The 20,231-nt window shown below is 71.1% G+C and carries 23 protein-coding genes and 2 pseudogenes; 9 read left to right on the plus strand and 16 right to left on the minus strand.

Annotation, left to right across the window (positions count from 1 at the left end; genetic code table 11):
- From CHB94_RS12585 to CHB94_RS12600, 5 genes are all read right to left on the minus strand, one after another.
- Complete coding sequence (locus tag CHB94_RS12585; protein WP_089336907.1) at positions 1-894, minus strand: hypothetical protein; 894 nt, start codon at positions 892-894, stop codon at positions 1-3.
- Positions 891-1,478 carry a DUF6318 family protein gene (locus CHB94_RS12590; RefSeq protein WP_089336908.1) on the minus strand — a complete coding sequence of 196 codons (588 nt, stop codon included), beginning with the start codon at positions 1,476-1,478 and terminating at the stop codon, positions 891-893. The genes CHB94_RS12585 and CHB94_RS12590 overlap by 4 nt, the downstream gene beginning before the upstream one ends.
- A 93-nt stretch (positions 1,479-1,571) precedes the next feature.
- Positions 1,572-1,817, minus strand: coding sequence for a hypothetical protein (locus CHB94_RS26150; RefSeq protein ID WP_254920604.1), 246 nt, complete (start codon positions 1,815-1,817; stop codon positions 1,572-1,574).
- Positions 1,814-2,011 (minus strand): hypothetical protein, encoded by a 198-nt coding sequence (locus tag CHB94_RS26155; RefSeq protein WP_254920605.1) that lies wholly within the window; start codon positions 2,009-2,011, stop codon positions 1,814-1,816. The genes CHB94_RS26150 and CHB94_RS26155 overlap by 4 nt, the downstream gene beginning before the upstream one ends.
- Positions 2,012-2,065: 54 nt before the next feature.
- On the minus strand, positions 2,066-3,100 hold the full coding sequence (locus CHB94_RS12600; protein ID WP_089336909.1) for a glutathione S-transferase family protein: 1,035 nt from the start codon (positions 3,098-3,100) through the stop codon (positions 2,066-2,068).
- A gap of 125 nt (positions 3,101-3,225) precedes the next feature.
- On the opposite strand from CHB94_RS12600, the gene CHB94_RS12605 reads away from it, so the two are divergent.
- The 3 genes from CHB94_RS12605 to CHB94_RS12615 are packed head-to-tail and all read left to right on the plus strand — an operon-like array spanning position 3,226 to position 4,825.
- The gene (locus CHB94_RS12605; RefSeq protein WP_089336910.1) at positions 3,226-3,576 is read left to right on the plus strand and encodes an ArsR/SmtB family transcription factor; all 351 of its coding nucleotides are present in this window, start codon (positions 3,226-3,228) and stop codon (positions 3,574-3,576) included.
- Complete coding sequence (locus CHB94_RS12610) at positions 3,576-3,860, plus strand: hypothetical protein (protein WP_089336911.1); 285 nt, start codon at positions 3,576-3,578, stop codon at positions 3,858-3,860. The genes CHB94_RS12605 and CHB94_RS12610 overlap by 1 nt, the downstream gene beginning before the upstream one ends.
- Complete coding sequence (locus CHB94_RS12615; RefSeq protein ID WP_089336956.1) at positions 3,860-4,825, plus strand: NAD(P)-dependent alcohol dehydrogenase; 966 nt, start codon at positions 3,860-3,862, stop codon at positions 4,823-4,825. The genes CHB94_RS12610 and CHB94_RS12615 overlap by 1 nt, the downstream gene beginning before the upstream one ends.
- A gap of 19 nt (positions 4,826-4,844) precedes the next feature.
- Here CHB94_RS12615 and CHB94_RS12620 read toward each other — a convergent pair whose 3' ends face one another.
- A complete protein-coding gene (locus CHB94_RS12620) occupies positions 4,845-5,264 on the minus strand; it encodes a DUF1810 domain-containing protein (RefSeq protein ID WP_089336912.1) in 420 nt (139 codons plus the stop codon).
- A gap of 62 nt (positions 5,265-5,326) precedes the next feature.
- On the opposite strand from CHB94_RS12620, the gene CHB94_RS12625 reads away from it, so the two are divergent.
- A complete protein-coding gene (locus CHB94_RS12625) occupies positions 5,327-5,908 on the plus strand; it encodes a TIGR03086 family metal-binding protein (protein WP_089336913.1) in 582 nt (193 codons plus the stop codon).
- 51 nt (positions 5,909-5,959) lie between these two features.
- Here the strand turns inward: CHB94_RS12625 and CHB94_RS12630 are convergent, their stop codons facing one another.
- Both CHB94_RS12630 and CHB94_RS12635 read right to left on the minus strand, forming a co-directional pair.
- Positions 5,960-6,580, minus strand: coding sequence for an antibiotic biosynthesis monooxygenase (locus CHB94_RS12630; RefSeq protein WP_089336914.1), 621 nt, complete (start codon positions 6,578-6,580; stop codon positions 5,960-5,962).
- A 114-nt stretch (positions 6,581-6,694) separates the two neighbouring features.
- The gene (locus tag CHB94_RS12635) at positions 6,695-7,453 is read right to left on the minus strand and encodes a DUF6308 family protein (protein ID WP_089336915.1); all 759 of its coding nucleotides are present in this window, start codon (positions 7,451-7,453) and stop codon (positions 6,695-6,697) included.
- 105 nt (positions 7,454-7,558) lie between these two features.
- On the opposite strand from CHB94_RS12635, the gene CHB94_RS12640 reads away from it, so the two are divergent.
- Entirely contained in the window at positions 7,559-7,801 is a 243-nt protein-coding gene (locus CHB94_RS12640; protein WP_089336916.1) for a hypothetical protein, read from the plus strand.
- Positions 7,802-7,835: 34 nt separating this feature from the next.
- Here the strand turns inward: CHB94_RS12640 and CHB94_RS12645 are convergent, their stop codons facing one another.
- From CHB94_RS12645 to CHB94_RS12655, 3 genes are all read right to left on the minus strand, one after another.
- Entirely contained in the window at positions 7,836-8,402 is a 567-nt protein-coding gene (locus CHB94_RS12645) for a tetratricopeptide repeat protein (RefSeq protein WP_089336957.1), read from the minus strand.
- A gap of 23 nt (positions 8,403-8,425) precedes the next feature.
- On the minus strand, positions 8,426-9,055 hold the full coding sequence (locus CHB94_RS12650; protein WP_089336917.1) for an antibiotic biosynthesis monooxygenase: 630 nt from the start codon (positions 9,053-9,055) through the stop codon (positions 8,426-8,428).
- Positions 9,056-9,224: 169 nt separating this feature from the next.
- A complete protein-coding gene (locus tag CHB94_RS12655) occupies positions 9,225-10,058 on the minus strand; it encodes a hypothetical protein (protein ID WP_089336918.1) in 834 nt (277 codons plus the stop codon).
- Positions 10,059-10,339: 281 nt separating this feature from the next.
- Between CHB94_RS12655 and CHB94_RS12660 the strand changes: the two genes are divergently transcribed.
- The 3 genes from CHB94_RS12660 (at position 10,340) to CHB94_RS12670 (ending at position 13,244) form a co-directional block, all read left to right on the plus strand.
- Complete coding sequence (locus CHB94_RS12660) at positions 10,340-11,743, plus strand: DUF4407 domain-containing protein (protein WP_089336958.1); 1,404 nt, start codon at positions 10,340-10,342, stop codon at positions 11,741-11,743.
- A gap of 321 nt (positions 11,744-12,064) precedes the next feature.
- Positions 12,065-12,559 carry a hypothetical protein gene (locus tag CHB94_RS12665; protein WP_089336919.1) on the plus strand — a complete coding sequence of 165 codons (495 nt, stop codon included), beginning with the start codon at positions 12,065-12,067 and terminating at the stop codon, positions 12,557-12,559.
- Between the two features lie 151 nt (positions 12,560-12,710).
- Positions 12,711-13,244, plus strand: a complete 534-nt coding sequence (locus CHB94_RS12670) for a DUF4916 domain-containing protein (RefSeq protein ID WP_089336920.1) — start codon at positions 12,711-12,713, stop codon at positions 13,242-13,244.
- 208 nt (positions 13,245-13,452) lie between these two features.
- Here CHB94_RS12670 and CHB94_RS12675 read toward each other — a convergent pair whose 3' ends face one another.
- The 5 genes and pseudogenes from CHB94_RS12675 to CHB94_RS26740 all read right to left on the minus strand — a co-directional run bounded on the left by CHB94_RS12675 (position 13,453) and on the right by CHB94_RS26740 (position 20,092).
- Positions 13,453-14,655, minus strand: coding sequence for a DUF3322 domain-containing protein (locus tag CHB94_RS12675; RefSeq protein WP_089336921.1), 1,203 nt, complete (start codon positions 14,653-14,655; stop codon positions 13,453-13,455).
- A gap of 1 nt (position 14,656) precedes the next feature.
- Positions 14,657-15,133 carry an SbcC/MukB-like Walker B domain-containing protein gene (locus CHB94_RS26160; protein WP_254920610.1) on the minus strand — a complete coding sequence of 159 codons (477 nt, stop codon included), beginning with the start codon at positions 15,131-15,133 and terminating at the stop codon, positions 14,657-14,659.
- A gap of 2,726 nt (positions 15,134-17,859) precedes the next feature.
- A pseudogene (locus tag CHB94_RS26165) lies at positions 17,860-18,144 on the minus strand (ATP-binding protein); the annotation flags it as partial.
- Positions 18,045-18,695: a DUF4194 domain-containing protein gene (locus CHB94_RS12685; protein WP_089336922.1), complete on the minus strand. Its 651-nt coding sequence runs from the start codon at positions 18,693-18,695 to the stop codon at positions 18,045-18,047. The pseudogene CHB94_RS26165 and the gene CHB94_RS12685, both read right to left, overlap by 100 nt.
- Positions 18,692-20,092: pseudogene (locus tag CHB94_RS26740) on the minus strand (DUF3375 domain-containing protein). Before CHB94_RS26740 ends, CHB94_RS12685 begins: the two are co-directional and overlap by 4 nt.
- On the opposite strand from CHB94_RS26740, the gene CHB94_RS25725 reads away from it, so the two are divergent.
- Positions 19,973-20,218 carry a hypothetical protein gene (locus CHB94_RS25725; protein ID WP_217899290.1) on the plus strand — a complete coding sequence of 82 codons (246 nt, stop codon included), beginning with the start codon at positions 19,973-19,975 and terminating at the stop codon, positions 20,216-20,218. The pseudogene CHB94_RS26740 and the gene CHB94_RS25725 overlap by 120 nt on opposite strands.
- The last annotated feature ends 13 nt before the right edge of the window (positions 20,219-20,231 follow it).

Genomic DNA, 20,231 nt, shown 5'->3' on the forward strand with positions numbered 1-20,231 from the left:
CTAGTCGTACGGGTTGGTGAGGACGGGCCTCGCCTGGAGGACGTCGAAGGTGACCGGAGGGCCATCGGTGGTGGTGGTGCCCGGGACGTCGGCCGGCGCGCTGCCGTTGACCGTGAACGTCGCACTCCAGGTGACGGTGAGGTGCGCGGTGTAGGTGCCCGACCGGTAGGAATGCTCGACCGTCTGGTTCGGATATGGGGCGCCGGGATCGATGCTGGTGATCTGGCCGGTGGCGTCGCCGGTGTGCCAGGTGAAGCGTTCGGCGGTGGCCTGGATGACGACGCTGAAGCCGCGGATGTCCACGGTGAAGGTCTGAGTCGTGGGGGAGTCGGTGTAGAAGATCACCGGCAGCCCTGTGAGGCCGTCGCCCGGCGGCTGGTGCTGCGTCGTCAGCTGGGGGAGTGGCAGCCGCTCGAAGTAGCTGAACACCTCCGCGCCAGACGGCGGCGGGTTGAGATCGGTGACGTCGTAGCAGCCCTCGCTGAAGAAACTCCAGTCGCCGATCGGGTCGCCTGGCCCGAAGCCGTCCGGGACTGGCTCGATTGCGGGTCCCTGGCTCGGGACGATCGGCCGACGGTTCACCACGAAGAAGTCGATGACGCGGCCGGGCTGCTGCGGGCATTCCCGCACGTCAGTAGGAGAGCAGTAAGCCCGCGTTTCGGCAGCCGCGAGGCACCGGTCGAGCATCTGATAGGCGTACTGGCCGGCCTCGAGACCGCTAACCCCGACGACCGCAGGAACGCTGGCGCCTTCGAACGTTACGGTCGCTGCGCCTTCTTCGAGCTCGACCGGGCACTCGATGTCATAGCCGCACGCGGCCGCAGGCGTGGCGACCAGCAGCGCACCCACTAGAGCCGCGGCGACAAAAAGTCCTCGCAAGGTTGCTCTCGTCATCCGAGCGTCATGCTCACCACGAGCCAGGAAATGTCTGCTTCAGACCAGACGAGGGTGACTCCAGAACTCAAGTTCGGTTGCGTGGGCAGCCCGGAGTCGACGGGCGTGCCGGCCGCGTCGACCATCACCACGGCCTCTTGTCGAACTCCAAAGTTGATCGACGCTTCGTCGCCGGTGAACTGCGGCTCCGTCACGTCATTCAGCGTCAGTTTGCCGCCGTCATAACGACGACCGGCAGCCAGGGCCTCGTCGTAGTTGTTGGCGATGCGCCAACAGTCGTTGCAATCAGGCCCGAGGTCTCTGAGGGGCTGCCCAGCGGGAACCGTGCGCTGACGATTGATCAGGTCGATCCAGTAACGCAGAAAGGCCTCGGCGCCGGCGGCGTCCTTGGTTCGGGCCTCGTCGGGCACGGGGAAGTCAGCGGGACCGAGCTCGGGCAGTGCTTCGGTGGTGGGCGACGCACTCGTCGAAGGCAGCGTGTCGTTGGCTTCCTGCTTCTCCGCGCAGCCGGTGAGCAACGCCGTCCCGAGCAGGACACCGATCAGCGTGCGACGCAGCCGGCCGGACCCCCGAAGATCACGCACAGCGGGAGACTACGCAGACCGAGACCGGCTCTTCTCGTTCGCTGTGGACAGAGGGGCCGTCCACCGCCGTATCGGGTGAACGGCCGCCCCCTGTCAGCGGCGCCAGCACCACTCGGGAGCTGTCACCAGTGGAACGACCTGGCCCGCCGCGGCCAGGTGCAGGCTCCAGGAGCCGTCGATCTGCCCGTCGTCCAGCGCCGACCGCAGCGCCTCCGCCCACTCGTCGTCGTCCTTGCTGATCTCCGCCTGCCCCGGCCGGCACAGTGCCATCGCGAGGTGACCGTCGCCGCCCAGCTGCTCCTCGAGGATGGAGTCGTGAACCTGCCGCAGGCCCATCACCAGGGCGGGGTCGGAACCAGCGGCAGGTCGTCGACCGGCACGACGACGGGGAGCATGCAGCCGTCGGTACCTACCCAGGACAGCCAGAGACTGCGGGCGCCGAACACCGGCGGGTTCAGCAGCGCCGTCCAGCGGCGGGTCAGGTCGTCGGCGGAGCGGATCGGGATATCAGCGAGCGGGGGCGTCGTCGTCATGCCGCCCACCGTGGCAGCCCGCGAGGTGCCTCACGGGCGTTGTCCACAGGCCGCTCAGCGGTGCGGGATGCCTCCGGGACCGTGGCCGGCCGGGACCTCCTCGCCCTTGAACACCGGCCCGGGTGGCGTTCCGTCACCGAACGGCCGGGCACCCAGCTGTTCGCGGTCGTGCGGCATCAGCCAGTTCGACGTGTCGGGTCCCGACGGGATGATCTGCGTCGGATTGATGTCGGTGTGCACGACGTAGTAGTGCTCCTTGATCTGCGGGAAGTCGATGGTGTCGCCGAATCCCGGGAGCTGGAACAGGTCGCGCGCGTAGGCCCACAGCACCGGCATCTCGCTGAGCTTCTGCCGATTGCACTTGAAGTGGCCGTGGTAGACGGTGTCGAACCGGGCCAGGGTGGTGAACAGCCGGACGTCGGCCTCGGTGATCTGCCCGCCCATCAGGAAGCGCCGGTGCTCCAGGCGCTCGCTGAGCCAGTCCAGCGCGGTGAACAGCCGCTGGTAGGCCTCGTCGTAGGCACGCTGCGAGCCGGAGAAGCCGCACCGGTAGACCCCGTTGTTGACCTCGGTGTAGATCCGCTCCATGACCTCGTCCATCTCGTCCCGGAGGTGCTCCGGGTAGAGGTCGGGCGCGCCCTCGCGGTGGTAGGCGGTCCACTGGGTGGAGAAGTCGAGGGTGATCTGCGCGAAGTCGTTGGTGACGACGGCACCGCTGGGGACGTCGACGATCGCCGGCACGGTGATGCCGCGGGGGTAGTTCGGGTCGCGCGCGAGGAAGGCCTCCTGCAGCCGCTCGTAGCCGAGCACCGGGTCGCGGCCGCCGGCGTCGAGGTCGAACGTCCAGCTGCGCTCGTCGTGGGTCGGGCCGCACATGCCCATCGAGATGACCGGCTCCAGACCCAGCAGCCGACGGACGATGACCGCCCGGTTCGCCCACGGGCAGGCACGGGCGACGACGAGCCGGTAGCGGTTCGGCTCGACCGGCCAACCGCCGGCGCCGTCGGCGGTGATCCGGTCCTGGATGTAGTTGGAGTCGCGCTTGTACTCGGCCTCGACGTAGCCGGATCCGTTGTTCTCTTCGCTCACTGCTTCAGGGTTCCCGATACGGAACGGAACCGCACCCTCACTCCGTCGGGCGAGTCCCTTGTGCTGCCATCGTCCGCATCCCTATGTTGCACGTGTCAGAAAACGCTTACACATGAAGGAGGGGCGTGACAGTAACCCGGCCGTCCGGCGACGACCTGGTCGAGATGCTGGCGGCCCTGGCCAACCCGCTCCGGCTGCGCATCGTCGCAACGCTCGCCGGTGGCCGCGACTACGTGAGCCACCTGGCGCGCGAGATCGGCATCAGCCGGCCGCTGCTGCACATGCACCTGCAGCGCCTTGAGGCCGCCGGCCTCGTCGTCGGCACGCTCGAACTGTCCGACGACGGCAAGGCCATGAAGTACTTCGAGGTCGCCGACTTCGACCTGCACCTGACCGCGACGTCGCTGGCCGAGGCGGCCGCGACGCTCACCCGTTCGGACCCGGCCAAGGGTTCCGGAGAGAAGGAGAAGAACTGATGGATGTCGCTGCCGAGAGCGGCACGACCTGGCCGCACACGATCCTGATCCTGGGCATCATGATGGGGGCGCTCGTCCTCATCCTGGGTCTGGGAGCGACGTTCCTGGAATCCCGCAAGATCCGGGCCGCCGCTCAGCAGGACGCTGATCTGCGACAGCTCGTCGGCCGCTACGAACAGTTGGCCGAGAAGACCCTCGACGCCCAGCAGCGCGCCGCCGCCGACGTCTCCGAGCTGCGCTCGCGGACGGCATCCATCGAGCAGATCCTGCGCACGGTCGAGTGATGAAGGCGATCGTGCGGGAGGCGTACTGCGCACCCGACGGGCTGCGGCTCGGTGAGGTCGAGCAGCCGGTCATCGGGGACGACGACGTGCTGGTGCGCGTGGTCGCGGCCGGCGTCGACCAGGGCGTCTGGCACCTGGTCACCGGCCTGCCGCGGCTCATCCGGCTCGCGGGGTTCGGCGTGCGGAAGCCGAAGAATCCGGTGCCCGGCATGGACGTCGCCGGCGTCGTCACGGCGGTCGGTGCGAACGTGACCCGCTTCCAGCCCGGCGACGAGGTATTCGGGCAGGGAAACGGCACCTACGCCGAGTTCGCGTCCGTGCCGGCGAAGAACCTGGTGCACAAGCCGGCGGACGTGTCGTTCGAGGAAGCCGCCGCGGTCCCGGTCTCGGCCCTCGCCGCCCTGCAGGGGCTGCGGAAGGGGAAGGTCCGGGCCGGGCAGCGGGTGCTGGTCATCGGCGCCGGCGGGGGAGTGGGCTCCTACGCGGTACAGCTGGCGGTCGCCGCCGGAGCGGACGTCACCGGCATCTGCAGCACGGCGAAGATGGAGTTCGTCCGTTCCTTGGGCGCCGACGACGTCCTCGACTACACGCGCGAGCAGATCACCGACGGCGGACGCCGCTACGACCTCATCCTCGACACCGGCGGCAACCGGAGGCTGCGCGAACTCCGGCGTGCGCTGACGCCGAACGGCACCCTCGTCATCGTCGGGGCGGAGGTCGGCGGGTGGCGGCAGGGCATCGAGCGCCAGCTCATCGGGTTGCTGCTCACCCCGTTCATCGAGCAGAACCTGCGTAGCTACGTGTCGATGCCGAACGAGGCCGATCTGCAGTCCCTCGCCGACCAGCTCGCGGCCGGGACGCTGCGGGCGCCGGTCGACCGGACCTTCCCGCTGAGCGAGGCCGGCGCGGCCATCACCTACCTGCGCGACGGCAAGGCCAGGGGCAAGGTCGTCGTCACGGTCTGAGCCGTCGAACCGGCCGGGCTCAAAGTCGGGCGGTCGTCGCGTCGTCCTCGGCGCCGTCGAAGAAGTGGTCGAGGACCGCGCGGAAGACCGGCTCGTCGGGTGCGGCGTGGGCAAAGAGGGTCATGGACGAGCGCAGCTTCTGCGCATCCACCGGTCCGAGGACGCGCTCCGGGTCCGCGGTGTCGAGGTCGGTGAGCGCCCGCGCGCACTCGACCAGTCGGCGGCCGAGCAGGGGGTGCGACAGGTAGGCCCGAGCCTCCTCGGGTCCGGAGATCGCGAAACGCTGCGCCATCCCGCTGCGGCCGAGGCCGGCGACCTGGGGAAAGACGAACCACATCCAGTGGGTGCGCTTCTCGCCGGCGCGCAGCTCCGCGAGCGCCTGGTCGTAGGTGTGGGCCTGGGCGTCGACGAACCGCCGGAGGTCGTAGGGATCGCTCACCCCGGCAGCTTGCCGCACGAGCCATCCGATGACTCCGGGACGCCGGGACCGTCTGACCTGACATGCAGACGACGACTCTGGATTTCGGTCCGCAGACCGCCGAGGTGACGCGGGTGGTCGCCGGCGTGCGCGACGACCAGCTGGGCGATCCGACCCCGTGCGAGGGCACCTCGGTCGCCGCTCTCCTCGACCATCTGGTCGGCCTGACCATGGCGTTCCGGTTGGCCGCGGAGAAGGAGGAGTTCGCCGGGGGCCCGTCCGCGGACGCCGCCCACCTGGCGCCCGACTGGCGGACGCGGCTGCCCGCGCAACTGGCGGAGTTGAGCGCGGCGTGGCGGAAGCCGAGCGCCTGGGAGGGGACGGCCGAGGTCGCCGGGGTGCGGATGCCGGCGCCCGCGATGGCCGCCGTCGCACTGAACGAGGTGCTCGTCCACGGCTGGGACCTCGCCGTCGCCACCGGTCAGCCGTACACGGCCGACCCCGCCGGCGTGCAGGCCTGCCTGGAGATGGTCGGCGACCGCAGCGACCCCACGGCCGAACCCGAAGGGCTCTTCGGACCGGTCGTGCCGGTGCCGGACGACGCGCCGGCGTTCGACCGGTTGCTCGGTCTCACCGGCCGCGACCCGCGGTGGGCGGCGTCCTGACCCGTGGACGGTGCACGTGGTGGCCACCACGTGCACCGACCGACTCGCGGATCAGACCGTCTCGGGTACGCGCAGGTGGGCGAGCACGAGATCCATCTCGGCCACGTCGGTGATCTCGCCGCTCATCTGGCGGGTGAACTCCTCACGCATCGACCGAGCCGCGTCGCTCGCGCGGTTCATCGCCTCGCGGCTGTCGTAGACCGTGGCGGTCACGGCACGGCCGCTCGCGCGGTCGACCAGCATGCTGATGCTGCAGAAGCCGGGCAGCTCCTCCACTCGCGGCAGCATGGCCATCCGGAAGGTGTCCAGCACCCGTTCCACGTCGTGGGGGTTCCCGCGACTCCAGATGAGCCGGCAGCACGCGCCGTCCGGCGCCGGGTGCGCGCGGTGCAGGATGCCGATCTCCCACTCCTGCACCTCCGGCTGGCCGCCCATCATCTCCGCGTAGCGCTGCCGCATGTCGTGCAGGCGGCTCGCGCTGTTGTGCATCGCCTCCTCGGTCTCCCAGGCGGTCGTGGCGATACATCGCCCGCTGTCGCGGTCGCACATCACCGACATGCCGACACAACCCTCGATCTCCTGGGCGGCCGGCATGACCTGATCACGGAGGTAGGCGATCGCGTCGTCGATCGACTGCGCGTTGCCGCGCACGGTGACGGATCGGGCGTACATGCCACCACTCCTCTCGGAATCGGCGGCGAGGCCCCTGCGGCATCGCCGCGCCGATCACTGTCCTCGCGGCGGCGCCCGGCGGGCAACGCCCTGGTGCGCGGTCCGGCTGCTGGATCAGGGTGGCTGCGACCCGCGCTGGAGCTCCTCCTCACCCAGCGCCACGGCGTGCGTCAGCCGCAGGCCGGCGCTGAGCCACAGCAGGACGTCGTGCAGCCGGAGGCGGGACAGCGGGACCTCCCGCGCCGCCAGCTCCTCTTCCAGCCGGGCGAACGCCGCCGCGTTGCCGGCGAGCTCCCGGTGGATCACCGCCTCCACCCCGCTGTCGCCCTCCCGCAGGTGGGGGAGCAGGTGCCAGCGGGTGGTGCGGACGACGAGGGGGAACAGGTCGGGACGGCGGTGATGGAGGGCGGCCATGACGTGGGCGGGCTGCACGTCGGGGGTCACCTCGCAGTGCTGCCAGATCCGGCGCAGCCACGAGCCGACGGTGCCCGGTTCGGCGAGCACGGAGAACTCGTCGTCCGGGAGCTCCCAGAACGGACGGCCGGCGGCGCGCTCGATCGCGGCGTCGGCGAGGGGAGGGACGTCGTCCAGGACGCTCTTCAGGGCCGTCCAGCCCGCCGGGTCCAGACGTCCGTGCAGGCCCTCGGAGCTCAGGATGTCCCCCTCACCGAGCGGGCCGTCCGGCACCGGCCGGCGGTCGAAGCGCTCGTAGCCGAAGGCGGGGACGGAGACCCACCTGCCCGTGGGGTTGCTGGGGGAGCGGAAGTGCAGCGGACGGCGTCCCCGCGCGTACCCGAGCACGGCCGCCAGCGCGGCGCTGGAGGGGAGCGGATCGGGACCGGCACTGGGGAGGATCAGCTCGGCGTCGCTCACCGGTCCTCCCTCTGGCTCGTGGCGCCCATCGTCCCAGGCCGGCGACGGTGGAAGCGCGCGCGAAGGCCTACCGCGGTGTGTAGTGGAGCCACTACGTTCCGCGCCATGGAGGTCGAGGCCGTCGGTGCCATCCCGTCCCCGCGCCGTCCGATGCAGGTCGTGGGCGTCAGCGCCGAGCTGACCGAGGCACGGACCAAGCTGCGGGAGGCCACGCCGTCCGGGCGCTGGGACGCGGTGATCGCCGAGGTGAACCGGCTGCAGTACGACGAGCACCTGTCACCGCTGGCCGCGCTGAAGGCCGTCCACGCCAAGCTCGCCTCCGGGTGGATTCCGCCGCTCGGGCGCTGACCGCGCGGCAGGTGGACACCGGCATCCTCGCCGGTCAGGTGTCCGGAGACGTGATGACCAACTCGTCGTACTCGTCCAACGGCAGGCCGAGCGATCGCCGCACGCGGGATCGGGCCATCATCAAGCCGACGGCGTTCTCCGCCGCGTCGTCGTCGCCGTCCTCGATCCGCTTGACCGACCGGAACACGCCCCGCGTGAACCACCGGTGCGCCTCGCGGAGATCATCGGCGAGTTCGTAGTCCTCGCCGATGAACAGATAGACGTCGCCGTCGACGGGGCCCTCCCGGCGCAGTTCCTCGGCGACCTGGTGAGCAGCGTCGAGGTCGCCGACCTCCAGTAGACCGTGGTGCAGGTAGCACCGGACGTCAGGGGGCACGTGTCCCCGACTCGAGGCGGCGCGACGGAACATCTCTACGGCGGCCTCCTGATCGCCGGCCGCGGACAGGTGCTCGCCGGCACTCACGAGCAGTGCGGCGGGGGAAACGTCCACGTCGAGGGAATGCTCGCCCTCGGCCAGCGTGGCGAGCTGCGCGGCCGCGGTCCGGTGCTCCTCCGGTGACCGGGCGCGCGCGTAGAGCTTCTCGAGGTCGTTCTCGGTCATGCGGCCGAGCCGGGCGTCGTCCTTCACACGGTCTCGGGTACGCGCAGGTGGGCGAGCGCGACGTCGAACTCGGCGACCTCGGTGATGCGCATGCCCATGTGGCCGGTGAACTCCTCACGCATCGCCTGGGCCTGACCCTTGGCCCGGTTCATCGTCTGGCGGTCCTCGTACACGCTGGTGATCGCGCAGCGTCCGGTCTCCCGGTTGACGAACAGGCTGACGCTGCAGAAGCCCGCGAGGTCGTCGATCCGGGGAACGATGTTCGCGCGGAAACCGTCGATGATCCGGTCGGTCTCGCCGAGGGGGCCCTTCGTCCTGATCACGCGACAGGCGGCGCGATCGGGGGCCTCGCGCACGCGGTGGAGGACGCCGACGACCCACTCGACGACCTCGGTCTCGCTCTCGAGGACGTGGACGGTCCGGATCGCCGCCTCGCGGATGGACCGCATCGCCTCGGCGCTGTCGTGCATGGCGTCGGCGTCCTCCCAGGACGTGGTGACGACGCACCGCCCGGTGTGGCGGTCGACGAGCATGGACAGGCCGATGCAGCCCTTCATCTGCTGGACGGTCGGCAGGACCTCGTCCCGGGTGTAGGCGATCCCGTCGTCGATGGCGTCCGGTTCACCGCTGAAAGTGGTCGATCGGGCGTACATGCCGGTGTTTCCCTCCAACCGGCGCGCCCCAGCGGCGTCGCCGCGCGTGATCCACTGTCCTCGCCGCGCGGCCCGCTGGGAACGGTCTTCGGTGCCGCACGGACACACCCATCGTCCCGATGGCTGCGCCGCGCGGCACTCGCTCGTCTTCCGCCGAGTCGGCCTCGGATCAGGTGCGGGAGAGCGCCGGCCGGGTCTTCGCCCAGGAGAGGAACCTCGTCGCCTGCTGGAGGTCCGGGATGTCGTTGCCGACCAGGGAGCGGAGCAGGTCGTTGCTCCAGATGGCCAGGCGGCCGATCGTCCAGGCCACCTTCTCGGCCGGCGGCAGGTCGAGCTCGAAGACCAGCTTGACGATCTCCTTCTTGCCGTCGGTCGCCGCCGAGTACCTCAGCACCGGCAGGAACCGGTCGGGCTGGGCGATGCAGAGCACCTTGGTGAGCAGCGGTTCCTTGTTGAACGAGGGGAAGCCGACCTTCCTGCCGTCGATCAGCTGGGTGAGCCGGTCCTCCAATCGGATGCTGTCGGGACCGTGGAGCAGGTACTCGATCGACTCACGGACCTTCTGCGCCGCCTTGTCGGGGCCCTGGGTCTTCCACGCCCGGGTGAAACCGGACATGTTGCCGGGGCTGGCGACGGTGTCGGTGGTGACGAAGTCGAGCAGGTCCTGGGGTGACGCGGTCGGCAGTCCCTCGCGGCTGAAGAGCGGCTGGAACCGGGCGCGGTAGTCGGCGACCTCCGGGTCGGGCGCGGGATGGTCGAGCTGGAACTCCGACACCAGCATCGCGACCCGCTCGCGGACGTCGGGTCGGACGTCGAGATTGGTCGGGAAGGCGGCGTGCAGGGAGTCGATGGTCCGCACCGCCGGGCGTCCCGGATCGCGCCGGGCCTCGCCGCGCAGCCACTCGTGACCGCAGTCTTGGCAGTGGATGAGCAGCCGGCTGTCGGGCTGGGGCGTGCCGTTGATGTCTTCGCTGTTGCACTTCGGGCAAGCGATCAGAGCCATGAGATTCCCGTTCGTTCGGTTGGTCCGTGCACGAGCACCGGCCGGTCCGTCCGTGCCTCGATGTCGTCGAGGCCATCGGGAAGGACGGCGAGCCCCGCAGGGCGCGTCGCCGTCGGTCAGATGACTGAAGCCTCCCACGCCAGCGGCGGTGGATCGGTTCACGCGCCGGTCACAGCTCCGAGCGGCGACGTCGGTCACGGTCGGAGCACCCACGGGGCTGCCGATAAAGGGTGGGAGGGCGACGGTCACTTCACGACCCCCGTCGTCCGGGGGTGTACTGCATGAAGTTCCGACGAGGGCGGATCGGCAACGGCTTGGCCGTGCTGGCCGGCGCCCGTCCTGACGTGCTGGCCGCCGCGCCCGGTGCCCGCGCCAAGTTCGTGGCGCTGGGTGGCGTGCTGCTGAGCACGGGTGGGCTGGCGCTGGTGTCGATGGCCTTCGCGGTCCACATGGCGCTGGGCGTGTGGTGGCCGTTCGCGCTGCTGGTGGGGGTGGGCTGGGGCCTCGTCGTCGTCAACCTCGACCGGATGCTGCTGGTCGGGATGGCGCACGACTCGTCGCTGAAGCGGAACCTGGTCCTCGCCGTCCCGCGCGTCGGACTCGCGCTGGTGCTCGGCGTCGTCATCGCGACGCCGCTGACCCTGCAGGTGTTCGCCCAGGAGATCGACACCGAGATCGTGACGATGCAGGCCGAGCGGGGCGACGCGTACCGCGCATCGCTGACCGACGACGCGCGGTTCGCGCACCTTCCGGAGCTGGAGGAGCGCATCGCGGCGGAGGAGGCGATCGTCGCCAGTGGGGGAGTGGCCGACACCGGGCTCGCCGTGGTGCGGGCCGAGGTGACGGCTCGCCAGGCTCAGCTCGACGCCGCTGTCACGGTCTCCCGCGAGCTCGAGGCCAAGGCGCAGTGCGAGCTCGACGGTTCGTGTGGCACGGGTGACGCCGGGACCGGCACCGCCTACCTGGAGGCCCGGGCGGCGGCCGACGCGCAACAGGCGGTCGTCGGCTCGGCGCGCTCGGAGCTGGACTCCGCCGTCGCAGCGGCCTCGGCCGCCCAGGCGCGGAGCGCCCAGCTGGCCGCTGCATCGCTGGAGACCGACCGGGCCGAGCTGACCCGGCTGACGGCGGAGCGGGACCGGCTGCAGGCCGCGTTCGACGGGACCAACGAGGGGTCCGGCGGGCTGCTCATGCGGCTGGAGGCGCTGGACCGGCTGGGCGATCGCAACGGAACGCTCGCCGCCGCGCAGTTCATGCTCTCGCTGTTGTTCATGAGCGTGGAGATCCTGCCGGTGCTGATGAAGCTGCTGCTCAACTTCAGCCCGCCGACCGCCTACGACCGGCTGACCGCCCTGCGCGACTCCGGCGACGTCGAGATCGAGGAGCTGGCGCAGGAGTCGCGGCGGACCGTGGCTCAGGCGAAGGAGGAGCTCCTGGTGATGGCCGAGAAGGAGCGGGTCGACCGGCAGAAGGAGGCGATCCTGGCCCGCCGGCGGGCGGCGCTGACCGAGGTCGCGGCCCGCACCCAGGTGCCGCAGCAGGCGCCGGTCGTGGCTGACGCTCCGGCGGAGCCCGCGCGGCAGATGTGGGACACCGGCCCGATCCGCGAGCTGGCGCGCAACGCCGCCATCCGGACGGTGCGCACCGTGCGTCGCCGTCCCGAGGACCGGGTGCCGACGACGGTCTGACCGTCTCCAGCTGCGGGTCGACCGGCCCGTCGCCCGGGTGGTGGACCTGAGGATCTGCTGTGAATCGGGCTCAGGGGCCGGTACCCCGGGGCGACCCCGCGACGCGCTGTGGCAGTGTCGGGGCAGCCGGAGGGTCCGGGCGGTGATGCCCGCGCCTCCGGCTTCCGACGGGAAGCCGGATCAGCGTCCGCAGGCCACGACACGGCCCGACGGATGCCACGGCCGACGGATGGCCTTCGAGGTCGTCGGCCTCCGGTGCCCTTCCGACGTTCCCGGCCGCGCGCGCGGCAGGGCACTCCAGACCCGAGCGAGGCAGCAGCAGTGAGCAGCGACAGCACCAACCAGACCGGTTCCGACCCGACGAGGACCGGCGAGACGACGCCCGGCACCACCGTGACGGCCCAGCCGACCGGCGGCCCGCCGGTGCCCGGCGAGCCGGTGGCCGGCCAGCCGTACTCGGTGCAGCCCACGGCGACCGGCGCGCCTGCTGACGACGTCGTGACCGCGGCGCCGAGCGAGCCGAGCTGGGTCCAGCAGCACAAGTCGCTGCTGGTGGCGGCGTTGGTGGCGGTGGCCGTCGTGGCTGCCGCGATCGGCGGGGTGGCCTGGTACCGCGGCATGGTCGACGACCGGGACGCCGCGACCGAGGCGGCCTTCGCGCAGAACATCGCCCAGCAGGGCGCCGAGGTGGAGACCGTCGACTGCAACGGGGACACCTGCTCGGCGGTCATCGGTGGCACCGCGTACACCGTGCTGGTGCAGGAGGACGCGAACGGCGAGCAGCACTTCGGCGTCGCCGCGTTCGTCGGGGACTGACTCAACCGGTGCTGAACCACGGACCGGCCCGCCGGCATGGACGCCCCACGTCCGCGTCGGAGGGCCGGTCCCTCGCGTTCGGACCAGGGACGACGGCGCGCCCGTCCGACCGGGTCGGCGCGTCAGCAATGGCATCGGTTAGACAGTCCCCATGACCGAGCTGACGACGGCGACCGGTGGCGGCATGCTCTCCCGTGAGGAGATGGACGCCGCGCGCGAGCGGTTGCCCATCCTGTACGTCGACGTGGTGCCCGTGCGGGTGGACGACCAGGGCACGGTGATCGCGGTCGGTCTGCTGCTGCGGGTCGGCGAGGACGGGCAGATCAAGCGGGCCCTGGTCTCGGGGCGGGTGCTGTACCACGAGCGGGTGCGTGCGGCCCTGCTGCGGCACATGGAGAAGGACCTCGGGCCTTTGGCGCTGCCGCGGGTCCCGCCCGCGCCGCAGCCGTTCACCGTCGCGGAGTACTTCCCGACCCCCGGCGTGACGCCGTTCCACGATCCGCGGCAGCACGCGGTGTCGCTGGCTTACGTGGTCCCGGTCGAGGGCGACTGCGCGCCGCAGCAGGACGCGCTCGAGCTGACCTGGTTCTCGCCGCTCGAGGCCCGGGACCCAGCGGTGCTCGCCGAGCTGATGAACGGGCAGAGCACGCTGCTACTGCAGGCGCTGGCGCACCTCGGCGTCTGACAGTCGACCTGTCCGGGCAGCGCCTGTGCTCCTCCGCGACCAGCGACTCGGAGGAGTGCCTGCTACTCGCGCGCGGCGGTCGGCCGTCCGCCGCAATGCGAACGGCAGCGGAGCCGTCGCCGGGGACGGCGCGTTGCACACCGAGCGCCTCGACTGTCGTGGCTGCGCCGCTCGGCCGGCCGATCTTCCGGGCCGAGTACCAGGAGCATCACCCCACATCGTCCAAGGCCTGCTGGGCGAGGGACATCCGCACCCGCTCCTGTTCCAGCCGGACGGCTGTGCCGTAGACGTCGGTGACCAGGGCGGCGTACAGCTCGCTCTCCTCCGGCGTGAGCCGGTGCAGTCGTTCAGCGGTCGGACTCGGCTCGCGCACCCATTGGCTCCGGTGGGCCAGGAGCGTGGGCCGGTCCATCAGCACCGACCGGGCGTGCGGAAACGTCCCCCGCAGCCGATCCAGGATGGCCAGGCCGTGGGTGTCGATGTCTCCCCAGTACCGGAGGTCCACGCGCGCCAGCCAGGTCAGTGGGGTGAGCCGGCGGGCCGCGTAACCCCCACCGAGGAGCACTGCCGTGCGAGGGAGGGGCGGCAACGCCAGGTAGGTGATCTCGTTCTCCACCACGATCACGGTGCCGGCGTCGACGGGCTCGTGCGCCAGTTCCTCGACGCGCACGGAGATCTCGGTGAACGGCCCGGCGTGCTCCGGCGGTAGCCGGAGTCGCAGATAGTCGGGTTTGCTCCGGAAGCCGAATCGGCCGGCGAAGTCCGACCTGAGGCGGGTGGCGTCGACCCGGTCCGGCGGCAGCTGCTGTTCCAGCAGTTCGGCGAGCAGCCCGCGATGCGTCTCCACGAACTTGGTGTCGACACCCGGCACGTCGATCTCCCGCAGATAGCTGCCGGGCCGAGCCTTCTCGTCGATCCAGAGAACCGTGGTGACCAGCCTGGCCCAATCGTCACCGGCGGCGAGCACCCGCATCGGGAAGCGGATCATCCACTCGACCAGGGCGGGGGCTACCTCGCGCGCGGATGCCAGCCGGGCGTCGAAGGTTTCGACGTCGCGCCGCACCCCGAGGACGGCGATCAGCTCGGTCCAACCTTCGACGACGACTCGAGCCGGCAACCGGTTCACCCCGATCAGCCGTCCGCCGATCGGCGCCTCCACCACGCGGAGATCCCTTGGCGCGCTGGCCCAGCGGGCGCGCCAGGCACGGACGTCGTCGAACCGTTCCCCGATGTCGCGGGGGCCGGGCCCACGGATGGGCAGGTCCAGGTGTTCGAACGGCAGGCCCGCCGCGTGGGCGCTGAGGAAGGTGCCGCGATCCCAGCGGCGCCGTAGCTGGTCGCGGACATCGGGCCACGTCGTCCACTCGTTGCGTCGACGCCCCGATGCCGCGGCCCTGCGCGTGCCCGGCATGTCAGCGTGCGTCGCCGGCGGCCCGGCGCAGTGCCTGCTGTTCGCGGTACTCCTCGATGGTCATGCTCTGCAGACGGGAGTAGTTGCCGGTCGGGTTGTCGACGAACCCGACGGCGGCCACGTGCGGCTCGATGACGTGGATCTTCTGCAGCGGCGTGACGATGAGCAGCTGCAGGCCGAGCCGGGTGAACAGGGTGAGGGCGAATCTGGTGGACTCGTCGGAGCCGCGTCCGAACGCCTCGTCGATGACGACGAAGCGGAAGGTCTTCGACCGGACGGCGGCTGGGTCGAGGCGGAACTGGTAGGCCAGCGAGGCGGCCAGGATGGTGTAGGCGAGCTTTTCCTTCTGCCCGCCGGACTTGCCGCCGGAATCGCTGTAGGTCTCGTACTCGCTGTCGTCCTCCCGCCAGCGTTCGGAGGCAGTGAAGACGAACCAGTTGCGGACGTCGGTGACGTACCGCGCCCAGTTGCGGTCGATGTCGGCGTGTCCCCGGGCGGCCGCGCAGCCGTTCGACGATGGCCTTCACCTGCAGGAAGCGCTGTTCGGAGTACTGGTCGTCGCCGTCGGCGAGGGCGTCGTCGGTGCAGGCGCGCAGGTCGCGCTTGAAGTCCTTGATCTCCGGGTGCCGGGGTGGGCTGCGTGTCCAACCGGATGTAGCGGCCGGGGTTGTAGTCGATGCCCACGAGGGACGCGTTGATCGTCGCGACCCGCTGGGCGATCAGCTCTGACCGCTTGTTCAGCTCGGCGAGGAAGCCGGCGATGTCGCGGATGGTGTTCTCGTTCAGGTAGCGCTTGAAGGTGGCTTCGAAGCGGGGCAGGTCGTCGCCGGTCAGGCGCTCGTGCAGGGCACGGAACTCGCCGGCCGCGCCCACGGAGGCGTCCATCTCGCTCGTCTCGACGGGGTGGTCGCTGATGAACTTGCCCATGGCACGGACCAGCCGGGACTCCACGCCGGACTGGCGCTTCACCCGCTGGTCGCGGTCCTCGGTCAGCTGCTGGCGTAGCGCCTCTTCCAGACCGTCGACGTCCTCGAGCGTGATGGGTGGGTCACCGGCTTGCGCCGCGGCGTGGGCGTTCAGGGCCTCCAGGACCACCTCCGGGACGCCGGCGGCACCGTCGAGCCGGGCGGCGACCGTGGTGGCGCGCTTCTCGGCGTCGGCCAATTCGCTGCCGTGCCCGCCCCGCCGCTGCTGGCAGGCCGACAGCGCGACGTCCGCCGCGGTGATGGTGGAGCGGACCACCTCGAGCTCCCGGTCGATGCGCTGCAGCTCACCCGAGGCGGACAGCAACCGGTCGCGTTCGGCGGTCAGATCGGCGATGCGTCCGACGACGGCCTGCCAGTCGAGTTCGGCCCAGGAGTCGAAGACATCCAGCTTGCTCAGCGTGCGGCTGCGCTCGGTCGCCGTGCTCTGAACCTTCGTCGCCCGGGTGCGGTCGTCGGCCAGCCGGTTGAGCCGTTCCTGCAGTTGCTGGGCCTGGTGGAGCAGTGCCTCGATCTTCTCCGCGTTGCTCCAGCCCAGCACGTAGGAGCGGCGATCATCGATCCGGGTGGCGTCGTTCTTCTCGTGTCGCCCGCCCGGTTGCTTGACCTGACCGGCGCGGGTCAGAGCCTTCGGGATGCGCTGGAACGCTTCGATGGAATCGACGCACACGTGGTCGGCGCGGTGGGCCAGCTGCGCCTCCAGCCAGGACCGCACGGGGGTGTCCTCGATCTCCAGCTTGGCGGCGAGCGAGTCGGCGGACGGCAGTGCCGGGAGTGCTGGGACCCGTGCAGGGACGCGGTAGTAGACCAGCCGGGTGCGCAGGTCGTGGGCGTCGATCCACCGGGAGACCGCAGGGTAGTGCTCGTCGGGGACGAGCAGCGACAGGGCGAAGCCGCGCAGCAGACGCTCGGCGGCACCCTCCCACTCGCGGTGGGCCGCCCCAACCTGGATGAGCTCGCCGGCGAAGGGGAGTGCGGTGCCGGGGATGCCGAGCTCGGTGACCAGCCGCTGCCGCAGTTCGAGACTCTGCCGCGGAAGGCTGCTGGTGCGCTGGCGCAGGCTGGCCAGCTCGGCACGCAGGTCCTCGGACTCCTCCTGCAGGCCGCGCGCGTCGACGGCGAGCTCCTGGAGTCGGTTCTGCGCCTCGGCGGCGTCGGACTCGGCGGCGGCGGTCGCACCTCGGACCTCGGTTCGCCGGGTGCTGAAGCCGCGCTCGTCGGCGACCGGGTCGAGGCCGGCGGCGGTGAGCAGGTCGGCGAAGACGGCGGCCTTCTGCCGGCGGGTCTCGAGGGCGCGTTCCTCCGCCTCGACCAGTTCGTCGATGCGGGCCAGGCGGTCGCTGCCGTGCCCGGCCCGCTCGACGATCAGGTCGCTCTCCCGCGCCCGCTGCCGGCCGAGGTCGTCGGCGAGCCGGGCGAGCTCGCGATCGTCCTCCGCCACCGATCCCTGGAGCTGCCCGATCCGCCGGGCGAGCAGCTCGGCCCGCAGGCGCGCGGGGTGCACCGGTAGGGCCTCGCGTTGGGCGTCGAGCGCGGCGATCTCGGCGGCGAGCCGGTCGTGGGTGTCGGCGTCGGCGATGATCGGGCGCAGTTGGTCGAGCTGCGTGCGGGCGCGGACGACCGACTCGTGCGCACGGGTCAGATCGTCGAAGTGGGCAACGAGCTGGTCGATCCAGCCGGCGGCGTCGAAGGGCTCGAGCATGTGGCTGCGGACGAAACCGTTGAGGTCGCTGACCGCTTTCATCGACACCGTCTGGTGGAACAGCTCCAGGGCCTGCTCCGAGTCGATGCCGAGGCGGCGGCGGTAGTCGCGGCCGTACTCGGGGAAGGCGTTCAGCACCGAGATGCCGGCCTGGGCCCGCAGGCGCCGCTTGAGGGCGGTGACGTCGGTGCCGAAGTCGGCGAAGTCGGCCGCGATCGTGAGGTCGCGATCGGCGGTCACGTAGCAGCGGTCGGGCTGGCCGCTGTCGCCGTCCTTCAGCCAGAACACCTGCGCGAGGGTGACCGTGGCGTCGTAGCCGGCGTTGGTGAACACGGCGAGCAGCACCGAGTAGGTGCTGCCACCGCGCAGGCCGACCTGCCGGGTGGTGCCGGTGGCCTCGTTGCGCTCGGAACGCCAGTGCCCTTGCACGTAGGACCGGAGGCTGCGCTCGCGGGTGTCAGCGCCGGCGGCCTTGTTGTAGGAGATCCGCTGCGCCGGGAGCAGCAGGGTGGTGACAGCGTCGACGACGGTGGACTTGCCCGAACCGATGTCGCCGGTGAGCAGCGTGTTGGCGCCGCCGGCCCGCAGGGCCCACACCTTCCGGTCGAACGTGCCCCAGTTGAGCAGCTCGAGGCGGTCGAGCCGGAAGCCGGGCGGCGCGTCGGGCGAAGGCTGCTCGTCGGTGGCCAGGTGGACGGTAGCGGTCACGGGTGTGCACCTTCCTCGGGGTCGAGGGCAGCATCGGGCTCGCCACGCAGTTGAGCGGCGTAGGCGGCGAGCCGGCCGTCGAAATCGGCCAGCCATTGCGCGTCGACGAAGGCCTTGAGGATGCGGCGCACCTCGACGGCGCCATCGGAGCCCGGCACCCGACGGAGGAAGCCCAGCTCGACGACCTTGGTGATGTGCTGGTCGACCTGGTCGACCAGCCGCGCCTCGTTGCTGGTGGCGGGCAGGAAGACCCGGAGCATCGCGACGACCTGCTCGCGGGTGAGGACCAGCCGGCTGCCGGCGTCGGTGGCGTCGAATTCGGCCAGCCGGCGTCGCAGCAGCGCGAGCAGCAGGCTGACGTGGAACGACAGCGAGCGGCGGGCGACCAGCCGGGGAACGGCGGACCCGGCCGGGGAGCCGTCGGTGTTCTCGGGCTCGTCGTCCCGTTGCCGGAGGAAGGCGTAGCCCTCGGCCTCGTCGACCACCGGGACCAGGCCGATGGTGGACATGTACTCGCGCACCCGGCTCTGCAAGGGCAGGAGGTGGCGCCAGACCTGCTCATGGGTGTCGCGGTAGACCACGCCCTTCATCAGCGCGGTGGCCACCAGCGGCAGGTCGAGCTCGGAGTGACTCGGGGCGGAGGTCATCGGGCGGCTCCGATCGGTGCGGCACGGCGGGCGTAGGTGACCCGGGGAACGGTGGCCCGCCGGGTGCGACCGTCGCCGTCGGTCCAGGCGACCTGCTCGGGGGTGTCGTCGAAGACGACGTCGAAGGCGCCGTCGGTGAGGGAGAAGTAGGTGACCAGCTCCGTGAGGCCCTGCTCGAGAGGGTGGTCGTGCAGGAGGGCGGCCAGGCCGACCTGTGGTCGCTGCAGCAGGGCCCGCCGCACGTGCGCGGTGAGCGGTGCCGGGTCGACGTGCACCTGCCCGAACAATGCGGCGGCATCGAAATCATCGTCCCCGCTCTGCACGTCGCTGCTGTCGAGGGTGATGCGCGCCTGCGGCGTGTAGAGGGGACGTTCCATCGGCAGGACGACGGTGGGTGCCAGCGCGTCGATCTCGACGGTCAGCTCTACGCGCCGTTCCCCGCGCAGCTGGAGCGCGGCGGTCTCGATGCTGCGCAGGATGTCCATGACTCGCCGGTTCTCCAGCCAGACCCGGTCGTCGAGGTAGCGGCGCAGCTGTTCGGAGAGGGTGCGCACGGTCGTCTGGGTGCGCTCGCCGGCGGCCAGCCATTCGTGGTGGATCGCGCGCAGCCGGTCGTCGCCGTCGGCGAGTGCGGGCAGCTCGTGCACCCGCCGCAGCAGGTCGGTGAGCTCCTCCTGACGGGTGGGGGAAAGGAGGAAGTCGTAGAAGGCGTGGAAGCTCTTGCCCTGGTCGGAGTCGGCGATGCTCGCCCGGCCGTCGACCACCTGCTCGAGCAGGCCGCCCTTCGCGCCGTCCCAGGTGGTGATCTGCTCGCGCAGCTCGCGGTCGAGCGCCCGGAAGTTGCCCCGACCTCGCGGAAGTCGGCCAGCAGCTCCCGGGCGGTGCCGGCGAACTGCTGGTAGCGGTCTCTCTGCGCGGACGGGTCCATGACGTCGACCTCGCCGCGCCGGACGCGTTCGATCTCATCATCGATCTCCTGCCTCCGGCGCTCGAGCTCGGCGAGGCGGGTGTCGGGATCGGCCTCGGCGCCGTAGACCATCTGGCGCAGCAGGTCGACGACGGTGTTGAGCCGGGACTCGGTGCCGACGAAGGTGCGGGCCCGGAGCGAGGCGCACCAGGCGACCGCCTTCTCCGCGGCGGGGGTGGCGTCGAAGTGCGGTGTCGGAACCGGTGAGGTAGTACTTGCGCAGCCAGCCGGCGTCGGGAGCGGCCCATGCGTCGAGGTAGGCCCGAGCGGGCTTCGGGAAGAGTGGCGCTTCCTGCCCCTCGTTCAGGGCGTGGAGGACGTCGTCGAGCCGGTCGGCCAGCTCACCGGCGGCGATGCCGCGGACGTTGCCCTCGACGAACACCTGGTCGAGGAAGCTGATGATCAGTGGGGCGTGGTCGGCGCGAACCAGCCGCCACGCTGGGCTGTGGCGTTGCAGTGCGGCGACGTCGTCGTAGTGCACGGCACCTCCGGCTCGGGTTCGCGATGGACGCCGATGCTAGGGACGGCCACCGACAGAACCCAGGGCCCGCGGTGACGAGTCGCCGGCA

This window comes from Blastococcus mobilis (assembly GCF_900188025.1).
GTDB classification, from domain to species: Bacteria; Actinomycetota; Actinomycetes; order Mycobacteriales; family Geodermatophilaceae; genus Blastococcus_B; species Blastococcus_B mobilis.

Bases quoted from the DNA above. Each gene is read 5' to 3' on its own strand.
- CHB94_RS12660 (WP_089336958.1), top strand. From the start codon at position 10,340: ATGAAGTTCCGACGAGGGCGGATCGGCAACGGCTTGGCCGTGCTGGCC.
- CHB94_RS12585 (WP_089336907.1), bottom strand. From the start codon at position 894: ATGACGAGAGCAACCTTGCGAGGACTTTTTGTCGCCGCGGCTCTAGTG.
- CHB94_RS12625 (WP_089336913.1), top strand. From the start codon at position 5,327: ATGCAGACGACGACTCTGGATTTCGGTCCGCAGACCGCCGAGGTGACG.
- CHB94_RS12610 (WP_089336911.1), top strand. From the start codon at position 3,576: ATGGATGTCGCTGCCGAGAGCGGCACGACCTGGCCGCACACGATCCTG.
- CHB94_RS12675 (WP_089336921.1), bottom strand. From the start codon at position 14,655: ATGCCGGGCACGCGCAGGGCCGCGGCATCGGGGCGTCGACGCAACGAG.
- CHB94_RS12655 (WP_089336918.1), bottom strand. From the start codon at position 10,058: ATGGCTCTGATCGCTTGCCCGAAGTGCAACAGCGAAGACATCAACGGC.
- CHB94_RS12615 (WP_089336956.1), top strand. From the start codon at position 3,860: ATGAAGGCGATCGTGCGGGAGGCGTACTGCGCACCCGACGGGCTGCGG.
- CHB94_RS12645 (WP_089336957.1), bottom strand. From the start codon at position 8,402: ATGACCGAGAACGACCTCGAGAAGCTCTACGCGCGCGCCCGGTCACCG.
- CHB94_RS12640 (WP_089336916.1), top strand. From the start codon at position 7,559: ATGGAGGTCGAGGCCGTCGGTGCCATCCCGTCCCCGCGCCGTCCGATG.
- CHB94_RS12670 (WP_089336920.1), top strand. From the start codon at position 12,711: ATGACCGAGCTGACGACGGCGACCGGTGGCGGCATGCTCTCCCGTGAG.
- CHB94_RS12685 (WP_089336922.1), bottom strand. From the start codon at position 18,695: ATGACCTCCGCCCCGAGTCACTCCGAGCTCGACCTGCCGCTGGTGGCC.
- CHB94_RS12630 (WP_089336914.1), bottom strand. From the start codon at position 6,580: ATGTACGCCCGATCCGTCACCGTGCGCGGCAACGCGCAGTCGATCGAC.
- CHB94_RS26155 (WP_254920605.1), bottom strand. From the start codon at position 2,011: ATGACGACGACGCCCCCGCTCGCTGATATCCCGATCCGCTCCGCCGAC.
- CHB94_RS12650 (WP_089336917.1), bottom strand. From the start codon at position 9,055: ATGTACGCCCGATCGACCACTTTCAGCGGTGAACCGGACGCCATCGAC.